Below are 16931 nucleotides of genomic sequence, written 5' to 3'. Positions count from 1 at the left end.
GTTCTCCCGTCAGGCGGTTCTGGTGGCTTGCCGCTGCCAGACCAGCAGCCGGTTCTCCGCGACCACGAACAGGGCGTTGACCGTGCAGCCGAGCAGGCCGAGCAGGGCGATGGTGGCCCACACCCCCGGCGTGTCGAAGCTGCGCTGGGCCTGCAGCAGCTGGTAGCCGATGCCGTCGGTGCTGCCGAACAGCTCGGAGATCACCATGAGGATCAGCGCGAGCGACAGGCTCAGCCGGAGTCCGGCGAAGATCTTGGGCGAGGCGGCGGGGATGACGACCAGGCGCAGGCGCTGCGTCCTGGTCAGCGCGAACACGGTGGCCGTGTCGAGGTAGCCGCGGTCGACGGACTTGGCCCCGTCGATGGAGTTGAGCAGCACGGGCCAGATCACGCCGAACACGATCGTGGCCAGCTGCAGGCGCAGCCCGGCGTGGAAGACCACGAGGAAGGCGGGCAGCAGCAGCGGGGGAGGGATGGCGCGGCCGAACTCGATCAGCGCGTCCACGTAGTCGGTGGCCACCCGCGAGCGCCCGAGCAGCATGCCCAGGATCACGCCGATCACCGCGGCGAGCACCCAGCCACCGAACATCCGCCCGAGGCTGGGCAGCATGTTGGCCACCGCGTCGTCGGTCAGGAACAGCCGCCCGGCCGGCCCCGAGAACCACAGCTCGTGCATCTTCTGGACGATCACCGTGGGCGGCGGGAAGTCGTTGTCCTGGAGCGCCCGCGTGACGACCTCCCAGACCACCAGCACCGCCGCGACGACCCCGATCCTGGCCAGCGCGATCATGACTCCACCATCCCGGTCCTGATCTTGTGCCAGCGGAACAGCCGCCGCTCCCCGGCCAGCAGGACGGCGTTGGCGATCAGCCCGATGGCGCCGGCCCAGAATGTGGCCGCCAGGATGAGGTCGGTTCGGTTGCCGCTGCCGGCCTGGATGACGAACACGCCGATCCCCGCGGTGCCGCCGGCCAGCAGCTCGGCGCTGACGGCCAGGATGAGCGCGATCCCCGCCGCGATCCTGACCCCCGTCGCCACGAACGGCGCCGCACTGGGCAGGCTCACCCGCACCAGTACGGCCAGCGGCCCGAACCCGAAGCTCCGCAGCGACTCCTTGGCCAGGGGATCCACCTCGCGCATGCCGTACAGCGTGTTGATGAGGATGGGCCAGATCGAGGCGTAGACGATGACGGAGATCTTCATCATGCCGTCGTCGGGGATCAGCAGGATCGCCAGCGGGATGATCGCCACCGACGGGATGGGCCGCAGGAACTCAAGCAGCGGCCTGATGGCCCGCTCCACCGGTGACAGCGCGCCGAGCAGCACTCCGGCGGTCACGCCCACCGCGACGGCGGCGAGCAGTCCGAGCGCCCAGTTGGTCAGCGTCTGCCCGACGCCGGCCAGGAACTCGGGGTCGGCCAGGACGAGCGCGGCCTGGTAGAGCACGACCGAGGGCGGCGGGAAGTCCACGTTGTCGCCCAGGCCGAAGCGGAAGACCAGCTCCGCGACGGCGAGGAACCCCGCGGCGCCGATGGCGCCGCGGAGCAGTCGTCCACTCGTCATCCGCCCGCGGGAGCCGCGATGACCGACTTCACGTCGATCGGGCTCTGGATGTACTTGTACTCGAGCATGAGGTCGGCCACCTTCTGGAGCCTGTTCACGCTGAGGGCGTTGGGGTAGGTGCCGAGCGTGATCACCGAGGCGGTCTGCGCGTCGATCTTGGTGTAGGTGGGCAGGGTGGCCTCGATCAGCTTGCGGTCACTGGCGGCCAGAGCCTGCGCCTTGCCGATGGCGCGCTGGAAGGCGGCCAGCGTCTTGGGATACTTCTGCGCCCACTCATCGGTGGCCATCCAGCCGGCGATCGGCAGGTCCTCGGTCTGGCCCGTCATCGTGTCGGCGAGCTTGCGGAAGCCGAGCTTGCTCTGGTTCGCGGTGATGAACGGCTCGGTGATCCAGCAGGCGTCCGCCTGGCCGCCGGCCACCGCGTTGCCCATCTCGGGGAAGGGCTTCTCGGCGAACTTGACGTCCTTGTCGGTCAGGCCCGCGGTCTTGAGCGTGGTGGTCACGGCGAGCGTGGCGATGTTCCTGAGCGTGTTGACCAGGATCGTCTTGCCCTTGAGGTCGGCCACCGTCTTGATGGGCGAGTCCTTGGGAACCATGATGTTGAAGGTGTTCGGACCCGCCTGGTAGGCGTCGGCGATCAGCTTGATCTTGTCGCCCGCGCTCGCCGCCAGGAAGGTGGAGACGTAGTTCGTCTGCGAGATGTCCAGCGCGCCGCTCTTGACCTGCGGAATCGCCACGGCGCCACCGGCGATCGTGACGGGCTGGACCGTCAGGCCCTCCTCCTTGAAGTAGCCCTTGGCGTTGGCGATGTAGAGCGCCACGGAGTCGGGGATCGGCAGTGCCCCCACCTTGATGGTGGCCTTTTCCAGGCCCTTGCTGTTAGCCGAGGAGTTCGACGGCTCATTGGAGCCGCTGCAGGCGGCTAGAGAAAGCGCGGCCGCGACGCCGAGCACGAGGGCTCGGACGCGCAAGGTGCGTGTCATCGGGGGGGTTCTCCTACCAGGGGAAGCATTCCGGAGATCGGCATCGGCGATGCCGGGCGTGAAGCGTACCCGAGGGGCGATCAGACATGAAGTCAAATGCCTTGTATATGGCGATTTTTCCCTGAGAGGGCGATTTATCCTGAATTACCGCTATCGACACTCCGTGTCAGTTTTGGATGTATGTCCAGATTGGGGGCGATGCGGTTGCGCTGCGTGCGCAGGGGTTAGCTGGGTGCATACGGTGTCCTTTGGAACGGTTGAAAACTCGCGAGACGTTGGCTCAAGTAAGAGGTTTGTGCTCAAATTGGGCCCTAACTTGCCTGCGACCTCTTCGTCCGTGTGACGAACCAGTTCATCTCTCCAGCAGGCCTTGGCGCGAGAGGTTGTCACCAGTGAGGACGACAACGGCCGGATCCGGTCGTAGTACGACTCCGGACTTACCAGGCCAGTCCATGGCCCGTGAGGTGCCGGCAGGACGGGTGCCCCGGGCGGGCAGCTCGTTCGCGCTGCGGAACTGGCGCGTGCGCACGCGCCTCATCGCGCTCATCGCCATCCCCACCATCGTGGGCGTGCTCCTCGGCGCGCTGCGAGTCACCACGTCGATCACAAGCGCACAGCAGTACCAGCAGGTCAACGACGTCAGCGGGCTCGTGGCCCAGCTCGGCGAGCTCGCGCGCAACCTCGCGCTCGAGCGGGACCTGTCGGCGCGGTACGTGGCCTCGGGCCGCAAGGAGACCCAGCGGCAGCGGCTCGCCGGCCAGCAGGAGATCGTCAACAACTCCGTCAACAAGGTGCTCGGCACGGCCGCCGGGGTCGAGGAATCGCTTTCCGACCTGGGCCGCAAGAAGCTGGCCCACGTCCGCACCCGGCTTTCGCAGCTGAACTCGCTGCGCGACACGGTGGCCAAGACCCAGCTGCCGCCGCTGCCGACGACGGAGAAGTACTCCGAGACCATCGCCGAGATGCTGCAGCTGTTCGACGAGGTCGGCCAGGGCTCGACCGACGAGCAGCTGGTCTCCACCGCGGCCGCGCTGCGCGCCGTCGCCGGCGCCGAGGAGGAGGCCTCCAAACAGCGGGGCCTGCTGTCGATCGCGCTGGTCAGGGGCGACTTCGAGGAGCCGGAGTACAACGCCTTCCTCGACGCGAAGTCCCGGCGTGACAGCGAGCGCGCGGCCTTCCGCGCCGTGGCCACCCCCGAACAGCGCCAGTTCTACGACGACACGGTCGCCAGCCAGAAGATCGGCCGCGCCGAGTTCTACGTCGGCCGCGTGGAGTTCCTGCACAACGCCGGCCAGTCGCTGCGGCGGCTCGACCGGGCGGCGCCCAACGACGACTCCCGCTGGTTCGACTCCATCAGCGAGACGGTCGACCGGCTGCACGCCGTACAGAAGTCCCTGATCGAGCAGATCGCCACGCGCAGCGCCGACCTGCGGGGCGGCGACCGGCAGGTGGCGGCGCTGAACATCGCGCTGGTCCTCATCCTGCTGGTGCTGGTGCTCGCCATCACCGCCGTGATGGCCCGCTCCCTGGTACGGCCGCTGCGGCGGCTGCGCGGCGACGCGCTCAAGGTCGCCGGCCAGACGCTGCCCGAGCTGGTCCAGACGCTGCGCGAGGGCGAGGCCAATCCCGACGCGGTGCACGTGCCGCCGATGGAGATCTCTTCCAAGGACGAGATCGGTGAGGTCGCCCGGGCCTTCGACGAGGTCCACCGCGAGGCGGTACGGCTGGCCGGCGAGGAAGCCAGGCTCCGCTCCAACGTCAACGCCATGTTCGTCAACCTCTCGCGCAGGTCGCAGACTCTGGTCGAGCGGCAGATCACCCTCATCGACGGCCTGGAGCAGGGCGAGCAGGACGAGAGCCGGCTGGCGAACCTGTTCAAGCTGGACCACCTGGCCACCCGCATGCGCCGCAACAGCGAGAACCTGCTGGTGCTGGCCGGGCAGGACCCGCCGCGCCGGTGGAGCCAGCCGGTCAAGCTGGTCGACGTGGCCCGCGCCTCCCTGTCGGAGGTCGAGAACTACGAGCGGGTCGTCCTGCAGGTGCCCGACGGCGTGTCGGTCGCGGGGCAGGCGGTCAACGACATCATCCACCTGCTGGCCGAGCTGGTGGAGAACGCGCTGTCGTTCTCGCCGCGCGAGACCAGGGTCACCGTGTCCGGCAGCAGGATCGACGGCGGCGGCGTGATGCTGTCGATCACCGACTCCGGCATCGGCATGACGGCGGAGGAGTTCGCCCAGGCCAACACGCGCCTGTCCGACGCGCCGACCGTGGACGTGTCGGTGTCGCGGCGGATGGGCCTGTTCGTGGTCGCCCGCCTGGCGCACCGCCACGGCGTCCGCGTCCAGCTGCGCCCGCACGGCTCCGGCGGCATGACCGCGATGGTGCTGCTGCCCGAGGCCCTGCTCGGCGCCCAGGCTGCCCCGGCCTACGCCGGCGGCTCGCCCGCGCCGCAGGAGACCTTCACAGGACCGCCGCCGTGGGAGGCGCCCTACCAGATGGGGTCGGGACACCCGTCCTTCCCGTCCGAGCCGCTGGCAGCCCATCCCTCCTTCCCGTCCGAACCGCTCGGCGCGCACCCTTCCTTCCCGCCGAACCCGCAGGCCGACGGCTCGTGGCCGTCGATGCCCTCCCTGCCGCAGTGGCCGGCCGACCCGCGCAGCAGCAGCGGTGGATACGACACCGCCGACGTGTGGGTGCCCTCGAGAGGCCCGAGCTGGAACGGGGACGAGCTGCCCAAACGGCCGCTCTCCGACGAGCAGTCGCGGCAGCGGTACGACTTCCCCGAGACCGAGGCGGCCGCCACCGGCCCGATCCCCGCGGTCAACCAGGGCGACGACTACCTGCCGATCTTCGCCTCGGTCGAGTCGGCCTGGTTCGACCACAGCGAGCCCGGCGCCACCTGGGGATCGTCGCAGGCGGACGCCGGATGGACCGCGGCCGAGGCCGTGATCGAGCCGGTGCGCGACGGGGCGACCGCCTCCGGGCTGCCCAAGCGGGTGCCCAAGGCGAACCTGGTGCCCGGCTCGGCCGACACCGCGTCCGCGCCCAAGGGCGTGGCGCCGATGCCGTCGATCTCGCCAGACCGGGTGCGCAACCGGTTGTCCAGTTTCCAGCAGGGGTTCCGAGCCGCCCGTGACGACATCAGCGAGGGCCGGGCGAATCCCAGGATTGCACGGGAGGAGGACGCATGAACGACCTCAGTCACGGGGCACGCGGAGTCGACTGGCTGATCACTGACTTCGTCACCAGTGTCCCCGGCGTCGCACACGCGGTCGTCGTGTCATCCGACGGGCTGCCGCTGGCGGCCTCGGCCGGATTCCCCGTCGACAGGGCCGACCAACTGGCCGCCATCGCCTCCGGTCTCATCAGCCTGACGCAGGGCGCGGCCAGGGTCTTCGAGGGCGGCGCCGTCACGCAGACCATCGTCGAGATGCACCGGGGCCTGATGCTGATCATGTCGATCAGCGACGGATCCTGCATGGCGGTCCTGGCCGCCCCCGACTGCGACATGGGACTGGTGGCCTACCAGATGACGTTGATGGTCGACCGCGCCGGACAGGTGCTGACCCCGGCGGTGCGCGCCGAACTGCGCGCCAGCCAGTCCAGGTGATCCTGTGAGCGAGCTAGTCGAGCCGACGATCAGATACAGCACGGCCGTCACGGGGCCGGCGAAGGAGGCGCCGTGACGGATCCGCGCTGGAACAGCGGTGGGTGGGAGCCGATGCCGCCGCCGGCCTCGGAACCCGCCTCCCCGGTACGTCCCTACGCCGTGACGGGAGGAAGAACCGCTCCCCGAGTCAAGCTGGCCATGGAGGCCCTGGTCTCCTCGGCTACGGCCGAGCACCGCGAGTTCTCCCACATCACGCCCGAGTATCTGGCGATCAGCCAGCTCTGCAGGCAGGTCCGCTCGGTGGCCGAGGTCTCGGCCCTGCTGCGGATGCCCCTGGGCGTGGTGCGGGTGCTCATCGCCGACATGGCGGCCGAAGGTCTGGTCCGGGTGCACCAGCCCGCTCTGGACGCCGGTAGGCCAGACGTCAACCTGCTGGAAAGGGTGCTCAGTGGACTTCGCAGGCTCTAGCCCCGGGCTCACATCGACGAAGATCGTGGTGGCCGGCGGCTTCGGAGTGGGCAAGACGACGTTCGTCGGCGCGGTCTCCGAGATCATGCCGCTGACCACGGAGGCGGTCATGACCGACGCCTCGGCGGGCATCGACGATCTCGGTATGACGCCGCTGAAGTCCACCACGACCGTGGCCATGGACTTCGGCCGCGTCTCGCTCGACCGCGACCTGATCCTGTACCTGTTCGGCACGCCGGGGCAGCACCGGTTCTGGTTCATGTGGGACGACCTGGTGCGCGGCGCGATCGGCGCCGTGGTGCTGGTGGACACGCGCCGCCTGGCCGACAGCTTCCCGGCGATCGACTACTTCGAGGAGGCCCAGTTGCCCTTCATCGTGGGGGTGAACGGCTGGGACGGGACGTACGCGCACAGCGACACCGAGGTGCGCGACGCGCTGACCCTGGCGGCGCACATCCCGCTGGTGCGGCTGGACGCCCGCTCCAAGGACTCGGTCAAGAGCGCGCTGATCAATCTCGTCGAACACGCGCTGACGGTCAGGATGGCCGTGCCAGGCTGGAGCGGCTGACGGACCGGATAGGCTGACAGTCAGACCTATTTTCGCTTCGAGGACTGGCCAACCACGTGTTCGAGACGCTTTCCGACCGGCTGACATCGGTCTTCTCCTCCCTCCGATCCAAGGGTCGGCTGTCCGACGCCGACATCGACGCCACCGCGCGCGAGATCCGCATCGCGCTGCTCGAGGCCGACGTCGCGCTGCCTGTGGTCAAGGCGTTCGTCGCCCAGGTGAAGGAGCGCGCCCGCGGCGCCGAGGTGTCACAGGCGCTCAACCCGGCGCAGCAGGTCGTCAAGATCGTTAACGACGAGCTGATCCAGATCCTCGGCGGCGAGACCCGCAGGCTGCGCTTCGCCAAGACGCCGCCGACGGTCATCATGCTCGCCGGTCTGCAGGGTGCGGGTAAGACCACGCTGGCGGGCAAGCTGGCCAGGTGGCTGCGCGAGCAGGGCCACGCGCCGCTGCTGGTGGCCGCCGACCTGCAGCGTCCCAACGCGGTCGGGCAGCTGCAGGTGGTCGGCGAGCGCGCGGGCGTCGCCGTGTACGCCCCCGAGCCCGGCAACGGCGTCGGCGACCCGGTGGGCGTGGCCCGCAGGTCGGTCGACGAAGCCAAGCGGCAGAACCACGACATCGTCATCATCGACACCGCCGGCCGCCTGGGCATCGACCAGGAGATGATGAAGCAGGCCGCCGACATTCGCGACGCGGTCTCGCCCGACGAGGTCCTGTTCGTGGTCGACGCCATGATCGGTCAGGACGCGGTGACCACCGCGCAGGCCTTCATGGAGGGCGTCGGCTTCGACGGCGTCGTGCTGACCAAGCTCGACGGCGACGCCCGAGGCGGTGCCGCGCTCTCGGTCAGGCACATCACGGGAAAGCCCATCATGTTCGCCTCGACGGGTGAGAAGGTCGAGGACTTCGACGCCTTCCACCCCGACCGGATGGCCTCCCGCATCCTCGACATGGGTGACATCCTCACCCTGATCGAGCAGGCGCAGAAGACGTTCGACGAGGAGCAGGCGGCCAAGATGGCCAGCAAGCTCGCGTCGGGCGACAACTTCACCCTCGAGGACTTCCTCGAGCAGATGCAGATGGTCCAGCGGATGGGCCCGATCAAGAACCTGCTCGGCATGATGCCCGGCATGGGGCAGATGCGCGACCAGATCAACTCGATCGACGACCGCGACCTTGACCGCATCGCCGCCATCATCCGCTCGATGACGCCCGCCGAGCGGCAGGACCCGAAGATCATCAACGGCTCCCGCCGCGCCCGCATCGCCAACGGTTCCGGCGTCACGGTGTCCGCCGTGAACAACCTGGTCACCCGCTTCTTCGACGCCCAGAAGATGATGAAGCGGATGGCCGGCGGCATGGGCATCCCCGGCATGCCCGGCGGTCGCGCCACCAAGGCGGCCAAGGCCCAGAAGAAGGCCAAGGGTCGCCGCATGAGCGGTGACCCGCGCAAGGCCGCGCTGGGCAAGCCCGCCGCCCCCGACGGTCAGGAGGCGGCCGAGCCCAAGAAGGGCGGCCTCCTCGGCAACCTCGGCGGCAAGCAGCCCAAGCTGCCCCCGGGCCTGCAGCTTCCGCCCGGCTTCGACCCGAGCAAGCTCAACCTGCCCGACGACAAGTAGTTCTCTCCGGTACGGCGGGCCGCTTCGGCCCGCCGTTGCCGTGTGCGCCGTCAGGGCGCTCCCGCTTCCCGGCGGCCGGTTCTGGCGAGACGTCACGGCGGTCAGGCCGTGAGCCAGGAATGGCGTTGAAGTGACAGAGCTCGGCCCATGACGGCGGGGAGTGGGTGGGGCGGCCTTGCCGTACCGCAGAAACCAACAGCGCGTGCAGCAATTATGGTGGTCTGTTGGCGCGGACAGTGGGGGCGGTCTGGCACAATGACATGTTGGAACACCGTGACCAGGTGGGTGCCCTCTCATCTCCCGCCCGGCCGCGCCTGTCCCTAGAGCGGTCCCGCGTCGTGCCCCACTCGACAAGGCGCCGTTCACCCACGCTCGAATGCAGGAGAGACCACACCCGTGGCAGTCAAGATCAAGCTCAAGCGGCTCGGCATGATCCGCAACGCGCAGTACCGTATCGTCGTCGCCGACAGCCGCACCAAGCGTGACGGCCGGGCGATCGAGGAGATCGGCCTGTACCACCCGAAGGAGACCCCTTCGCGCATCGAGGTCGACGCCGAGCGCGCGGCCTACTGGCTGGGTGTCGGCGCGCAGCCGACCGAGCCGGTGCTCAAGCTGCTCAAGCTCACCGGTGACTGGCAGAAGTTCAAGGGCGAGCCCGCCCCTGCGCCGATGAAGGTCGCCGAGCCGGCTGCCGACCGTCACGCGCTCTACGAGGCCGCGGCCAAGGAGGCCCTGTCCGGTGGCGACACCGGCACGACCGCCACCACGCCGAAGAAGGCCAAGAAGAAGGACGAGGCTCCGGCTGCCGAGGCCACCGAGGCTCCGGCCGAGGCCACCGAGACCCCGGCGAAGACCGAGGGCGAGGCCTGACGTGCTCGAGGAGGCTCTCGAGCACCTCGTGAAGGGCATCGTCGAACATCCAGACGATGTCCGGGTCCGCGCACGCCGCATTCGCAGCGGGCGCGTCCTGGAGGTCCGGGTGCACCCCGAGGACCTGGGCAAGGTCATCGGTCGCGGTGGTCGCACCGCCAAGGCGCTGCGCACCGTCGTGAATGCTCTGGCCGACGGGAAGTTCGTCCGGGTCGATCTTCTCGACCTGCACGAAGCAGTCCGATAGCGTCAGATCTTTCCCGCGCCCTCATCGGCTCGCCGCCGGTGGGGGCGCTGGCATTTCACGGAAGGCAGGTTTCACGTGCAGCTGGTCGTGGGCCGCATCGGCCGCCCGCACGGGGTGCGCGGCGAGGTGACCGTCGAGGTCCGCACCGACGATCCCGAGCTGCGTTTCGCGCCCGGCTCCTCGCTGACCACCGACCCCGCCTCGGCCGGCCCGCTCCTGGTGGAGTCCGCCCGCTGGCACAAGGGCATCCTGCTGATGCGCCTGGAAGGCGTCTCCTCCAGGGAGGCCGCCGAGGACCTGCGCGGCACGATGCTGGTCATCGACTCCGCGGACGTGGTGCCGTCGGACGATCCTGACGAGTTCCACGACCACCAGCTCATCGGGCTGACGGTGGTGACCGTGTCGGGGGAGACGGTCGGCGAGGTCACCGACGTCCTGCACCACGGCCAGGACCTGCTGGTGGTGGGGGAGGACGTGTACATCCCCTTCGTCAAGGCGCTGGTGCCCGAGGTCGACCTGGCCGGCGGCCGGCTCGTGGTCGATCCGCCCGAAGGGCTGCTGTGATGCGGCTCGACATCATCTCGATCTTCCCCGAGTACTTCGCGCCGCTGGACGTCTCGCTCATCGGCAAGGCGCGCGAGCGCGGCACGCTCGACGTCCGCCTGCACCAACTGCGCGACTGGACCCACGACGTGCACAAGACCGTCGACGACACCCCGTACGGCGGCGGCCCCGGCATGGTGATGAAGCCGGAGGTGTGGGGCGAGGCCATCGACACCGTCATCGGCTCGGGCGAGCCCAGGATGATCGTGCCCACCCCCAGCGGCCGCCCCTTCACCCAGGAACTGGCCCAGGAGCTGGCGCGGGAGCAGTGGCTGCTGTTCTGCTGCGGCCGCTACGAGGGCATCGACTCGCGCGTCATGCGGGAGTACGGCTCGCGCATGCGCGTCGACGAGGTCAGCATCGGCGACTACGTGCTGGCCGGTGGCGAGGTCGCGGTGCTCGTCATGGTGGAGGCCATCGGCAGGCTGCTGCCGGGGGTCCTCGGCAACGCCTGCTCGGTGGCCGACGACTCCTTCGCGCCCGGGGCGATGCAGAACCTGCTCGAAGGGCCCGTCTACACCAAGCCGCCCGTGTGGCGGGGGCACGAGGTGCCGGCCGTACTGCTGTCGGGGCATCACGGGAAGGTGGCGCGCTGGCGGCGGGACGAGGCGCTGCGCAGGACCGTGGCCAACCGGCCCGAGCTGGTGGCGGCGATGGATCCCGACACGCTCGACAAGCATGATCGGCGGCTGCTGGATGAGCTGTCGTTTCGCGTCGAGCCGGAAGATGTGGCAAACTGAATCGCTGCCGACCATCACGAGGTCGGTGATGCATGCCCGGAGTCCGGGCGTCAGGAGAGAGCACGCGCGTCCCCTTTGCCGCCCTCACGGGCCGGGTGGGACCTCCGTGTGCCCCGCGAACTTTGAGGATTAAGCGCTATGCACACGAAGATCCAGGAGCTGGAGAAGGCTTCGCTCCGCAGCGACGTACCGGGGTTCCGTCCCGGTGACACGCTCGAGGTTCACGTCCGCGTGGTCGAGGGCAACCGGTCCCGTATCCAGGTCTTCAAGGGCTTCGTGCTGCGCCGTCAGGGCGCCGGCGCCCGCGAGACGTTCACGGTCCGCAAGGTCAGCTACGGCGTCGGCGTCGAGCGCACCTTCCCCGTGCACAGCCCGGTCATCGAGAAGATCGTTCTCGTGACCCGCGGCGACGTGCGCAGGGCCAAGCTCTACTACATGCGTGACCTGCGCGGCAAGGCCGCTCGTATCCGCGAGAAGCGCGAGTCGACGCCCGCCAAGTAGTTCCCGGTTTTCTGAAAGGCCCGGTACGGCTTCGCCGTGGCGGGTCTTTCTTTATGTGGAGCGACTCGTGATGAGGTGTACCGTCGGTCGAGGCTTGTCGAGCCCCCGCATCATCTAGGCTCGTCAGCGATGATTAGCGAGAGTCAGGAGCCCGGCGCGACGCGCCGCCCTGTCAAGGACGAGGTGGACGTGGTCGCCGAAGAGACTCAAATGCCAGCCAAGGGTGGCAAGAAGGAAAAAAAGGGTTCTTTCTGGAAAGAGCTCCCGGTGCTGGTGGTCGTGGCGCTGGTGCTGGCTCTGCTCATCAAGACCTTTGTGATTCAGGCCTTCTACATCCCGTCCGAGTCGATGGAGAACACGCTTCTCAAGAACGACCGGGTGCTGGTTAACAAGATCGTCTACCACACGCGCGACATCGAGCGCGGCGACGTGGTGGTCTTCTCCGGCGCCGACTCGTGGGATCCGGAATTCCAGCTCGAGGAGCCGTCCAACCCCGTCGCGGCGTTCTTCCGCTGGGTCGGCACCGCCTTCGGCGTGGTGCCTGGCGAGAAGGACTACATCAAGCGGGTCATCGGCGTGGGCGGCGACCACGTCAAGTGCTGCGACTCCAAGGGGCGCATCACGGTCAACGGGGTCGCGCTCGACGAGCAGAGCTACCTGCATCCCGGTGACGTGCCCTCCGATCGCTACTTCGACATCAAGGTGCCGGAGGGGCGGCTGTGGGTGATGGGCGACCACCGCTCGGTCTCGCTCGACTCGCGCGCCCACCAGGGCGACCCCGGCGGCGGCTCCATCCCGGTGGACCAGGTGGTCGGGCGGGCGTTCGTCATCGTGTGGCCGTTCTCGCGGGCCACCACGCTGTCGATCCCCGACACGTTCTCCCAGTCCGGGCTTCAGGCGCTCGGTGACTCAGCCCCGCTGGTCGCCGGGTTCGCGCTAGCCGTACCCTTGATCCTGGTTCGTCGGCGTTGGCTGGGGAGGAGGCGCTGATGGCCGTCACGAGGAAGGCCGCAGTGGGGGAGAAGAAGAAAAAGGGCGGCTTCCGGGAAACCGTGCTGCTGCTCGTGCTCGGCGTCGGCATCGCGCTGCTGCTGCAGGCCTTCGTGATCGGGTCGTTCTACATCCCGTCGGAGTCGATGGAGAACACCCTGCTGATCAACGACAGGGTCTTCGTCAACAAGCTGGCGGGCGCGCCCGAGCGTGGCGACATCGTCGTCTTCAAGGGCTGGAGCACCGGCGAGGACACCATCAAGCGGGTCATCGGCGTCGGCGGCGACAAGGTGGTGTGCTGTGATGCCAAGGAGCGCATCACGGTCAACGGCACCCCGCTGGAGGAGAAGTCGTACCTGTACCCGGGTGACTTCCCCTCGGGCAAGAAGTTCTCGGTGACGGTCCCGGCGGGCAAGCTCTGGCTGATGGGCGACCACCGCAGCGCCTCCGCCGACTCGCGCGCCCACATGGACGAGCCCAACCAGGGCTTCATCGACGACAAGGACGTCATCGGCAAGGCGGTCGTGCGCTACTGGCCGTTGAACAGGGGCCTCATCTTCACCAAGCCAGACACTTTCGACAAGGTCAAGTAGGTCGCGGTTTGCCGTGATTCGGGCGTACGCTGCCTGTGTCATGACAGCAGCGTTCCGCCCTCGACCCAGCGTTGTCCGGCGCGATTCCGGGCTCTACGCCTATGAGCGGGCGCTCGCCCGCCGCGGCCTCACCCCGATCGCAGGAGTCGACGAGGCGGGCCGCGGGGCGTGCGCCGGACCTCTGGTGGTCGCGGCCGTGGTCCTGCGCAGGCCGATCGACGGTCTGGGGGACTCCAAGCTGCTCACGGCCGCCGTCAGGGAACGCCTCTACGAGCAGATCATGGCATCCTCCGAGGTCGGGCTCGTGGTGATCCCGCCGGCCGAGATCGACGCGCGGGGGCTGCACAAGTGCAACGTCTCAGGAATGCGCCGGGCGGTCGCGCGGTTGACCTGTGACCTGGAGTACGTCTTGACGGACGGGTTCCCCGTGCCGGGGCTGCCGTGTCCGTCGCTGGCCGTGTGGAAGGGGGACCAGGTGGCCGCGTGCATGGCGGCCGCTTCGATCGTGGCGAAGGTGACGCGAGACCGGATGATGATTTCGCTTGATGCGGAATTCCCGATGTATGGATTCGCCGAGCACAAGGGGTATGTCACTCCTGGGCACCGGACGGCGCTGGCGACGTACGGTCCCTGCCCGCACCACCGCTACTCCTTCGTCACGGTGGCCAGGGAGATGGGCGAGAATGAGATGGGGGCCGGGGTTGCCTGACCCCGGCACTACAGGAGGGACGCGATGAGCGCAGAGGATCTCGAAAAGTACGAAACCGAGATGGAGCTGCAGCTTTACCGCGAGTACCGCGACGTCGTCGGCCTGTTCACCTACGTCGTGGAGACGGAGCGGCGCTTCTACCTCACCAACTCGGTCGACCTCGACGTGCGCACGGCGGAGAACGGGGACGTGTTCTTCGACGTGAAGATGCAGGATGCCTGGGTCTGGGACATGTACCGGCCTGCGCGGTTCGTGAAGAACGTGCGCGTGGTGACGTTCAAGGACGTCAACGTGGAAGAACTGGCCAAGGCCGACCTCGAGATGCCCAAGGAAGGCTTCTCCGGCTAACCCCCAACCCCGACAACCTCCGGCTGCCCACCGCAGCCGCCTCCCCCCACGCCCTCCCCGGTCTTCCAGCCGGCCCCCTGGCGTCCCCCTACGCCCAGCCCGCAGAACTCACCTTGGCCTCGCGCCACCTCCCTCCACGTCTGCCCGCTCCGGTCTTCCGTCCTGCCTCCTGTCGCTCCCACGCCTAGCCCGCAGACCTCCGCCTGATCCCGCGCCCGCCTCTGCAGGCTCCCTCCGCGCGCCTCAGCGCCAGCCGGTCTCCCCCGCCCGCGCCATGCCTCCGCAGCCTCGCTTCCTTCCGCGCCTGCCACCCCGCGCGTCGCTCCGTCTATCCCGCAGGCGTGCGCTTATCTCCACGGCTGGCCGAGTTATCCACAAGCCCCGCACCACCGCCCACCGCTGTCCACAGAACGCGTTTCTGGCACCCACCCCCACCTCCCGCTCCGGCACCCTCATCGCCATGGCCACCAAGGACGAACTCGGAAGGCACGGCGAGCAACTCGCCGTCGACTACCTGACAGCCGAGGGCATGCACATCATCGACCGCAACTGGCGCTGCAGAGAGGGCGAGATCGACGTGATCGCCCGCGACGGCGAGACCCTGGTCGTGGTCGAGGTCAAGACCCGCTCAGGCACCTCACACGGCACCGCTCTCGAGTCCGTACGGCCGGCCAAGGTGGCCCGGCTCCGCAAGCTCGCCGCCAGATGGCTGGCCACCCAGGAGACCAGCTTCGACACGGTACGCGTGGACGTCATCGCCCTCGAGCGCTTCGCCGGTGACTACGCCATGCGTCACGTCCGGGGCGTGGTGTAGATGGCCGTCGCACGCACCAGAAGCGTGGCGCTGATCGGCGTCGCCGGCCGTACCGTCGAGGTGGAGGCCGACGTCGGCGGCGGCCTGGCGGGCATCCACCTGATCGGCCTGCCCGACGCCGCGCTGAGCGAGGCTCGCGAGCGCGTCAGGTCCGCGATGGTCAACAGCCGCTACCCGTGGCCCGACGCCCGCATCACCGTCAGCCTGTTCCCCGCCAGCTTGCCCAAGCGCGGCAGCCAGTTCGACCTGGCCATCGCCGTGGCGATCCTCGGCGCGGCCGGTCTGGTGCCCGTGGCCCGCGTGGCCCAGCCGTACTTCCTCGGAGAGCTCGGCCTCGACGGGCGCCTCAGACCGGTGCGCGGCGTCCTGCCGTCGGTGATGGGCGCCGCCAAGCAGGGTCAGGTGGTGGTCGTGGTGCCCGCGGCCAACGCCGCGGAGGCCGCCCTGGTGCCGGACGTCAAGGTCGTGCCCGTCAACGACCTGCGCGAGCTGGTCGAGTGGCTGCGCGGCGGCGATGACCCGCCCGACTACCAGCCGTCCGAGGAGCCTGTCTGCACCATCGAGCGCCCGGCCGTCGACCTGTCCGACGTGGTCGGCCAGCCGATGGCGCGCAAGGCGCTGGAGGTCGCCGCCGCGGGCGGCCACAACCTCTGGATGCTGGGCCCGCCGGGGTGCGGCAAGACGCTGCTGGCCGAGCGGCTGCCGACGCTCCTGCCCGACCTGGAGCTCGACCATGCTCTGGAGGTGACGGCCATCCACTCGGTCGCCGGGGTTCTCCCGCCCAACAGCCCAATGACGAACCGCCCGCCGTTCGTCAGTCCGCACCACACGGCCACCGCTGCCGCGATCGTCGGCGGCGGCAGCCAGACGGTCCGTCCCGGCGCTGTCTCCCTCGCCCATCGCGGCGTGCTGTTCATGGACGAGGCACCGGAGTTCGCCCGCCCCGTCCTCGACGCGCTCCGCCAGCCGCTGGAGTCGGGCACGGTCACGGTCTCGCGGGCCGCCGGCTCTGTCACGTTCCCGGCCCGCTTCATGCTGGTCCTGGCGGCCAACCCGTGCCCGTGCGCCCAGCCGCAGGACCAGTCCGAGCCCTGCCAGTGCAGCCCCAACGCCCGCCGCCGCTACCTGGGCCGCCTGTCGGGCCCGCTCCTCGACCGCGTAGACATGAAGGTCACGATGGCCCGCTCGTCGCGCCGCGAGCTCATGGCCGACCGCCAGTTCGTCGAGCCCAGCCGTACGGTGGCCGAACGCGTCCTCCTGGCGCGCGAACGAGCCCGCAAACGCCTCTCGGACACACCGTGGCGCACGAACGCCGAGATCTCCTCGGCCGCCCTCCACACCACCTACCGCCCCTCACCCGCCGCCATGAAACCCATGACGGCCGCCATCGACACCGGCACCCTCAGCGCCCGCGGCGTCGACCGCGTAATCCGCGTCGCCTGGACCCTCACCGACCTAGCAGAAAAGCACACCCCCGACGTAGACGACACGGCCACAGCCCTAGCCCTATGGATGGGAACAGCCATCTAATCCGCGCTCCACCCAGCGCCCCGCCCCCGAACTCTCGCACACCGACCCCAACCCTGGCCCACGCCGTCGCCCACGACCGGCCAGACCCCCGATCCACCCACCCACAAAGCACGCGTTCAGCCCGCACCATCCACCGGATCGGATCACGCACCGACCCCTACGTGCACCGACCCCAA

19 protein-coding genes are annotated in these 16931 nt (G+C 69.1%); 16 read left to right on the top strand and 3 right to left on the bottom strand.

Features of this window, described 5'->3' with window-relative positions:
* Positions 1-9 precede the first annotated feature (9 nt).
* The 3 genes from KIK09_RS47720 to KIK09_RS47710 are packed head-to-tail and all read right to left on the bottom strand — an operon-like array spanning position 10 to position 2545.
* Positions 10-789 carry an ABC transporter permease gene (locus tag KIK09_RS47720; protein WP_214326206.1) on the bottom strand — a complete coding sequence of 260 codons (780 nt, stop codon included), beginning with the start codon at positions 787-789 and terminating at the stop codon, positions 10-12.
* Positions 786-1562 carry an ABC transporter permease gene (locus KIK09_RS47715; protein ID WP_214326205.1) on the bottom strand — a complete coding sequence of 259 codons (777 nt, stop codon included), beginning with the start codon at positions 1560-1562 and terminating at the stop codon, positions 786-788. The genes KIK09_RS47720 and KIK09_RS47715 overlap by 4 nt, the downstream gene beginning before the upstream one ends.
* Positions 1559-2545 carry an ABC transporter substrate-binding protein gene (locus tag KIK09_RS47710; protein WP_250574944.1) on the bottom strand — a complete coding sequence of 329 codons (987 nt, stop codon included), beginning with the start codon at positions 2543-2545 and terminating at the stop codon, positions 1559-1561. Before KIK09_RS47710 ends, KIK09_RS47715 begins: the two co-directional genes overlap by 4 nt.
* Before the next feature lie 452 nt (positions 2546-2997).
* Between KIK09_RS47710 and KIK09_RS47705 the strand changes: the two genes are divergently transcribed.
* The 16 genes from KIK09_RS47705 (at position 2998) to KIK09_RS47630 (ending at position 16755) form a co-directional block, all read left to right on the top strand.
* Positions 2998-5736 carry a sensor histidine kinase gene (locus KIK09_RS47705; RefSeq protein ID WP_214326204.1) on the top strand — a complete coding sequence of 913 codons (2739 nt, stop codon included), beginning with the start codon at positions 2998-3000 and terminating at the stop codon, positions 5734-5736.
* The gene (locus KIK09_RS47700) at positions 5733-6155 is read left to right on the top strand and encodes a roadblock/LC7 domain-containing protein (protein WP_214326203.1); all 423 of its coding nucleotides are present in this window, start codon (positions 5733-5735) and stop codon (positions 6153-6155) included. Before KIK09_RS47705 ends, KIK09_RS47700 begins: the two co-directional genes overlap by 4 nt.
* A 111-nt stretch (positions 6156-6266) precedes the next feature.
* The gene (locus tag KIK09_RS47695) at positions 6267-6623 is read left to right on the top strand and encodes a DUF742 domain-containing protein (RefSeq protein ID WP_214326291.1); all 357 of its coding nucleotides are present in this window, start codon (positions 6267-6269) and stop codon (positions 6621-6623) included.
* Positions 6604-7191: a GTP-binding protein gene (locus KIK09_RS47690; RefSeq protein ID WP_214326202.1), complete on the top strand. Its 588-nt coding sequence runs from the start codon at positions 6604-6606 to the stop codon at positions 7189-7191. Before KIK09_RS47695 ends, KIK09_RS47690 begins: the two co-directional genes overlap by 20 nt.
* 56 nt (positions 7192-7247) lie before the next feature.
* Entirely contained in the window at positions 7248-8810 is a 1563-nt protein-coding gene (ffh, locus tag KIK09_RS47685; RefSeq protein ID WP_214326201.1) for a signal recognition particle protein, read from the top strand.
* 396 nt (positions 8811-9206) lie between these two features.
* Complete coding sequence (gene rpsP, locus KIK09_RS47680; protein ID WP_214326200.1) at positions 9207-9680, top strand: 30S ribosomal protein S16; 474 nt, start codon at positions 9207-9209, stop codon at positions 9678-9680.
* A gap of 1 nt (position 9681) precedes the next feature.
* Positions 9682-9927 (top strand): RNA-binding protein, encoded by a 246-nt coding sequence (locus KIK09_RS47675; protein WP_214326199.1) that lies wholly within the window; start codon positions 9682-9684, stop codon positions 9925-9927.
* Positions 9928-10002: 75 nt separating this feature from the next.
* Positions 10003-10491 carry a ribosome maturation factor RimM gene (gene rimM / locus KIK09_RS47670; protein ID WP_214326198.1) on the top strand — a complete coding sequence of 163 codons (489 nt, stop codon included), beginning with the start codon at positions 10003-10005 and terminating at the stop codon, positions 10489-10491.
* A complete protein-coding gene (gene trmD / locus KIK09_RS47665; RefSeq protein ID WP_214326197.1) occupies positions 10491-11270 on the top strand; it encodes a tRNA (guanosine(37)-N1)-methyltransferase TrmD in 780 nt (259 codons plus the stop codon). Before rimM ends, trmD begins: the two co-directional genes overlap by 1 nt.
* A 138-nt stretch (positions 11271-11408) precedes the next feature.
* Positions 11409-11771, top strand: coding sequence for a 50S ribosomal protein L19 (gene rplS / locus KIK09_RS47660; RefSeq protein WP_214326196.1), 363 nt, complete (start codon positions 11409-11411; stop codon positions 11769-11771).
* A 129-nt stretch (positions 11772-11900) separates the two neighbouring features.
* Positions 11901-12761, top strand: a complete 861-nt coding sequence (gene lepB / locus KIK09_RS47655) for a signal peptidase I (protein WP_214326195.1) — start codon at positions 11901-11903, stop codon at positions 12759-12761.
* On the top strand, positions 12761-13354 hold the full coding sequence (gene lepB, locus KIK09_RS47650; RefSeq protein ID WP_214326194.1) for a signal peptidase I: 594 nt from the start codon (positions 12761-12763) through the stop codon (positions 13352-13354). The genes lepB (KIK09_RS47655) and lepB (KIK09_RS47650) overlap by 1 nt, the downstream gene beginning before the upstream one ends.
* Before the next feature lie 40 nt (positions 13355-13394).
* Complete coding sequence (locus KIK09_RS47645; RefSeq protein ID WP_214326193.1) at positions 13395-14063, top strand: ribonuclease HII; 669 nt, start codon at positions 13395-13397, stop codon at positions 14061-14063.
* A 24-nt stretch (positions 14064-14087) separates the two neighbouring features.
* Positions 14088-14411 (top strand): DUF2469 domain-containing protein, encoded by a 324-nt coding sequence (locus KIK09_RS47640; RefSeq protein WP_026215037.1) that lies wholly within the window; start codon positions 14088-14090, stop codon positions 14409-14411.
* Between the two features lie 460 nt (positions 14412-14871).
* Positions 14872-15225, top strand: coding sequence for a YraN family protein (locus tag KIK09_RS47635; protein ID WP_214326192.1), 354 nt, complete (start codon positions 14872-14874; stop codon positions 15223-15225).
* The gene (locus KIK09_RS47630) at positions 15226-16755 is read left to right on the top strand and encodes a YifB family Mg chelatase-like AAA ATPase (protein WP_214326191.1); all 1530 of its coding nucleotides are present in this window, start codon (positions 15226-15228) and stop codon (positions 16753-16755) included.
* Positions 16756-16931: the final 176 nt, after the last annotated feature.

This window comes from Nonomuraea sediminis, assembly GCF_018531495.1.
Classification (GTDB): Bacteria; Actinomycetota; Actinomycetes; order Streptosporangiales; family Streptosporangiaceae; genus Nonomuraea; species Nonomuraea sediminis.
The sequence above is the reverse complement of the archived record's forward strand: the minus strand, read 5'-3'. Positions and strand labels throughout refer to the sequence as shown.

Bases quoted from the DNA above. Each gene is read 5' to 3' on its own strand.
- KIK09_RS47715 (WP_214326205.1), bottom strand. From the start codon at position 1,562: ATGACGAGTGGACGACTGCTCCGCGGCGCCATCGGCGCCGCGGGGTTC.
- KIK09_RS47640 (WP_026215037.1), top strand. From the start codon at position 14,088: ATGAGCGCAGAGGATCTCGAAAAGTACGAAACCGAGATGGAGCTGCAG.
- KIK09_RS47705 (WP_214326204.1), top strand. From the start codon at position 2,998: ATGGCCCGTGAGGTGCCGGCAGGACGGGTGCCCCGGGCGGGCAGCTCG.
- KIK09_RS47710 (WP_250574944.1), bottom strand. From the start codon at position 2,545: ATGACACGCACCTTGCGCGTCCGAGCCCTCGTGCTCGGCGTCGCGGCC.
- KIK09_RS47695 (WP_214326291.1), top strand. From the start codon at position 6,267: ATGCCGCCGCCGGCCTCGGAACCCGCCTCCCCGGTACGTCCCTACGCC.
- KIK09_RS47700 (WP_214326203.1), top strand. From the start codon at position 5,733: ATGAACGACCTCAGTCACGGGGCACGCGGAGTCGACTGGCTGATCACT.
- lepB (WP_214326195.1), top strand. From the start codon at position 11,901: ATGATTAGCGAGAGTCAGGAGCCCGGCGCGACGCGCCGCCCTGTCAAG.
- KIK09_RS47630 (WP_214326191.1), top strand. From the start codon at position 15,226: ATGGCCGTCGCACGCACCAGAAGCGTGGCGCTGATCGGCGTCGCCGGC.
- lepB (WP_214326194.1), top strand. From the start codon at position 12,761: ATGGCCGTCACGAGGAAGGCCGCAGTGGGGGAGAAGAAGAAAAAGGGC.
- KIK09_RS47635 (WP_214326192.1), top strand. From the start codon at position 14,872: ATGGCCACCAAGGACGAACTCGGAAGGCACGGCGAGCAACTCGCCGTC.
- KIK09_RS47645 (WP_214326193.1), top strand. From the start codon at position 13,395: ATGACAGCAGCGTTCCGCCCTCGACCCAGCGTTGTCCGGCGCGATTCC.
- KIK09_RS47720 (WP_214326206.1), bottom strand. From the start codon at position 789: ATGATCGCGCTGGCCAGGATCGGGGTCGTCGCGGCGGTGCTGGTGGTC.
- trmD (WP_214326197.1), top strand. From the start codon at position 10,491: ATGCGGCTCGACATCATCTCGATCTTCCCCGAGTACTTCGCGCCGCTG.
- rplS (WP_214326196.1), top strand. From the start codon at position 11,409: ATGCACACGAAGATCCAGGAGCTGGAGAAGGCTTCGCTCCGCAGCGAC.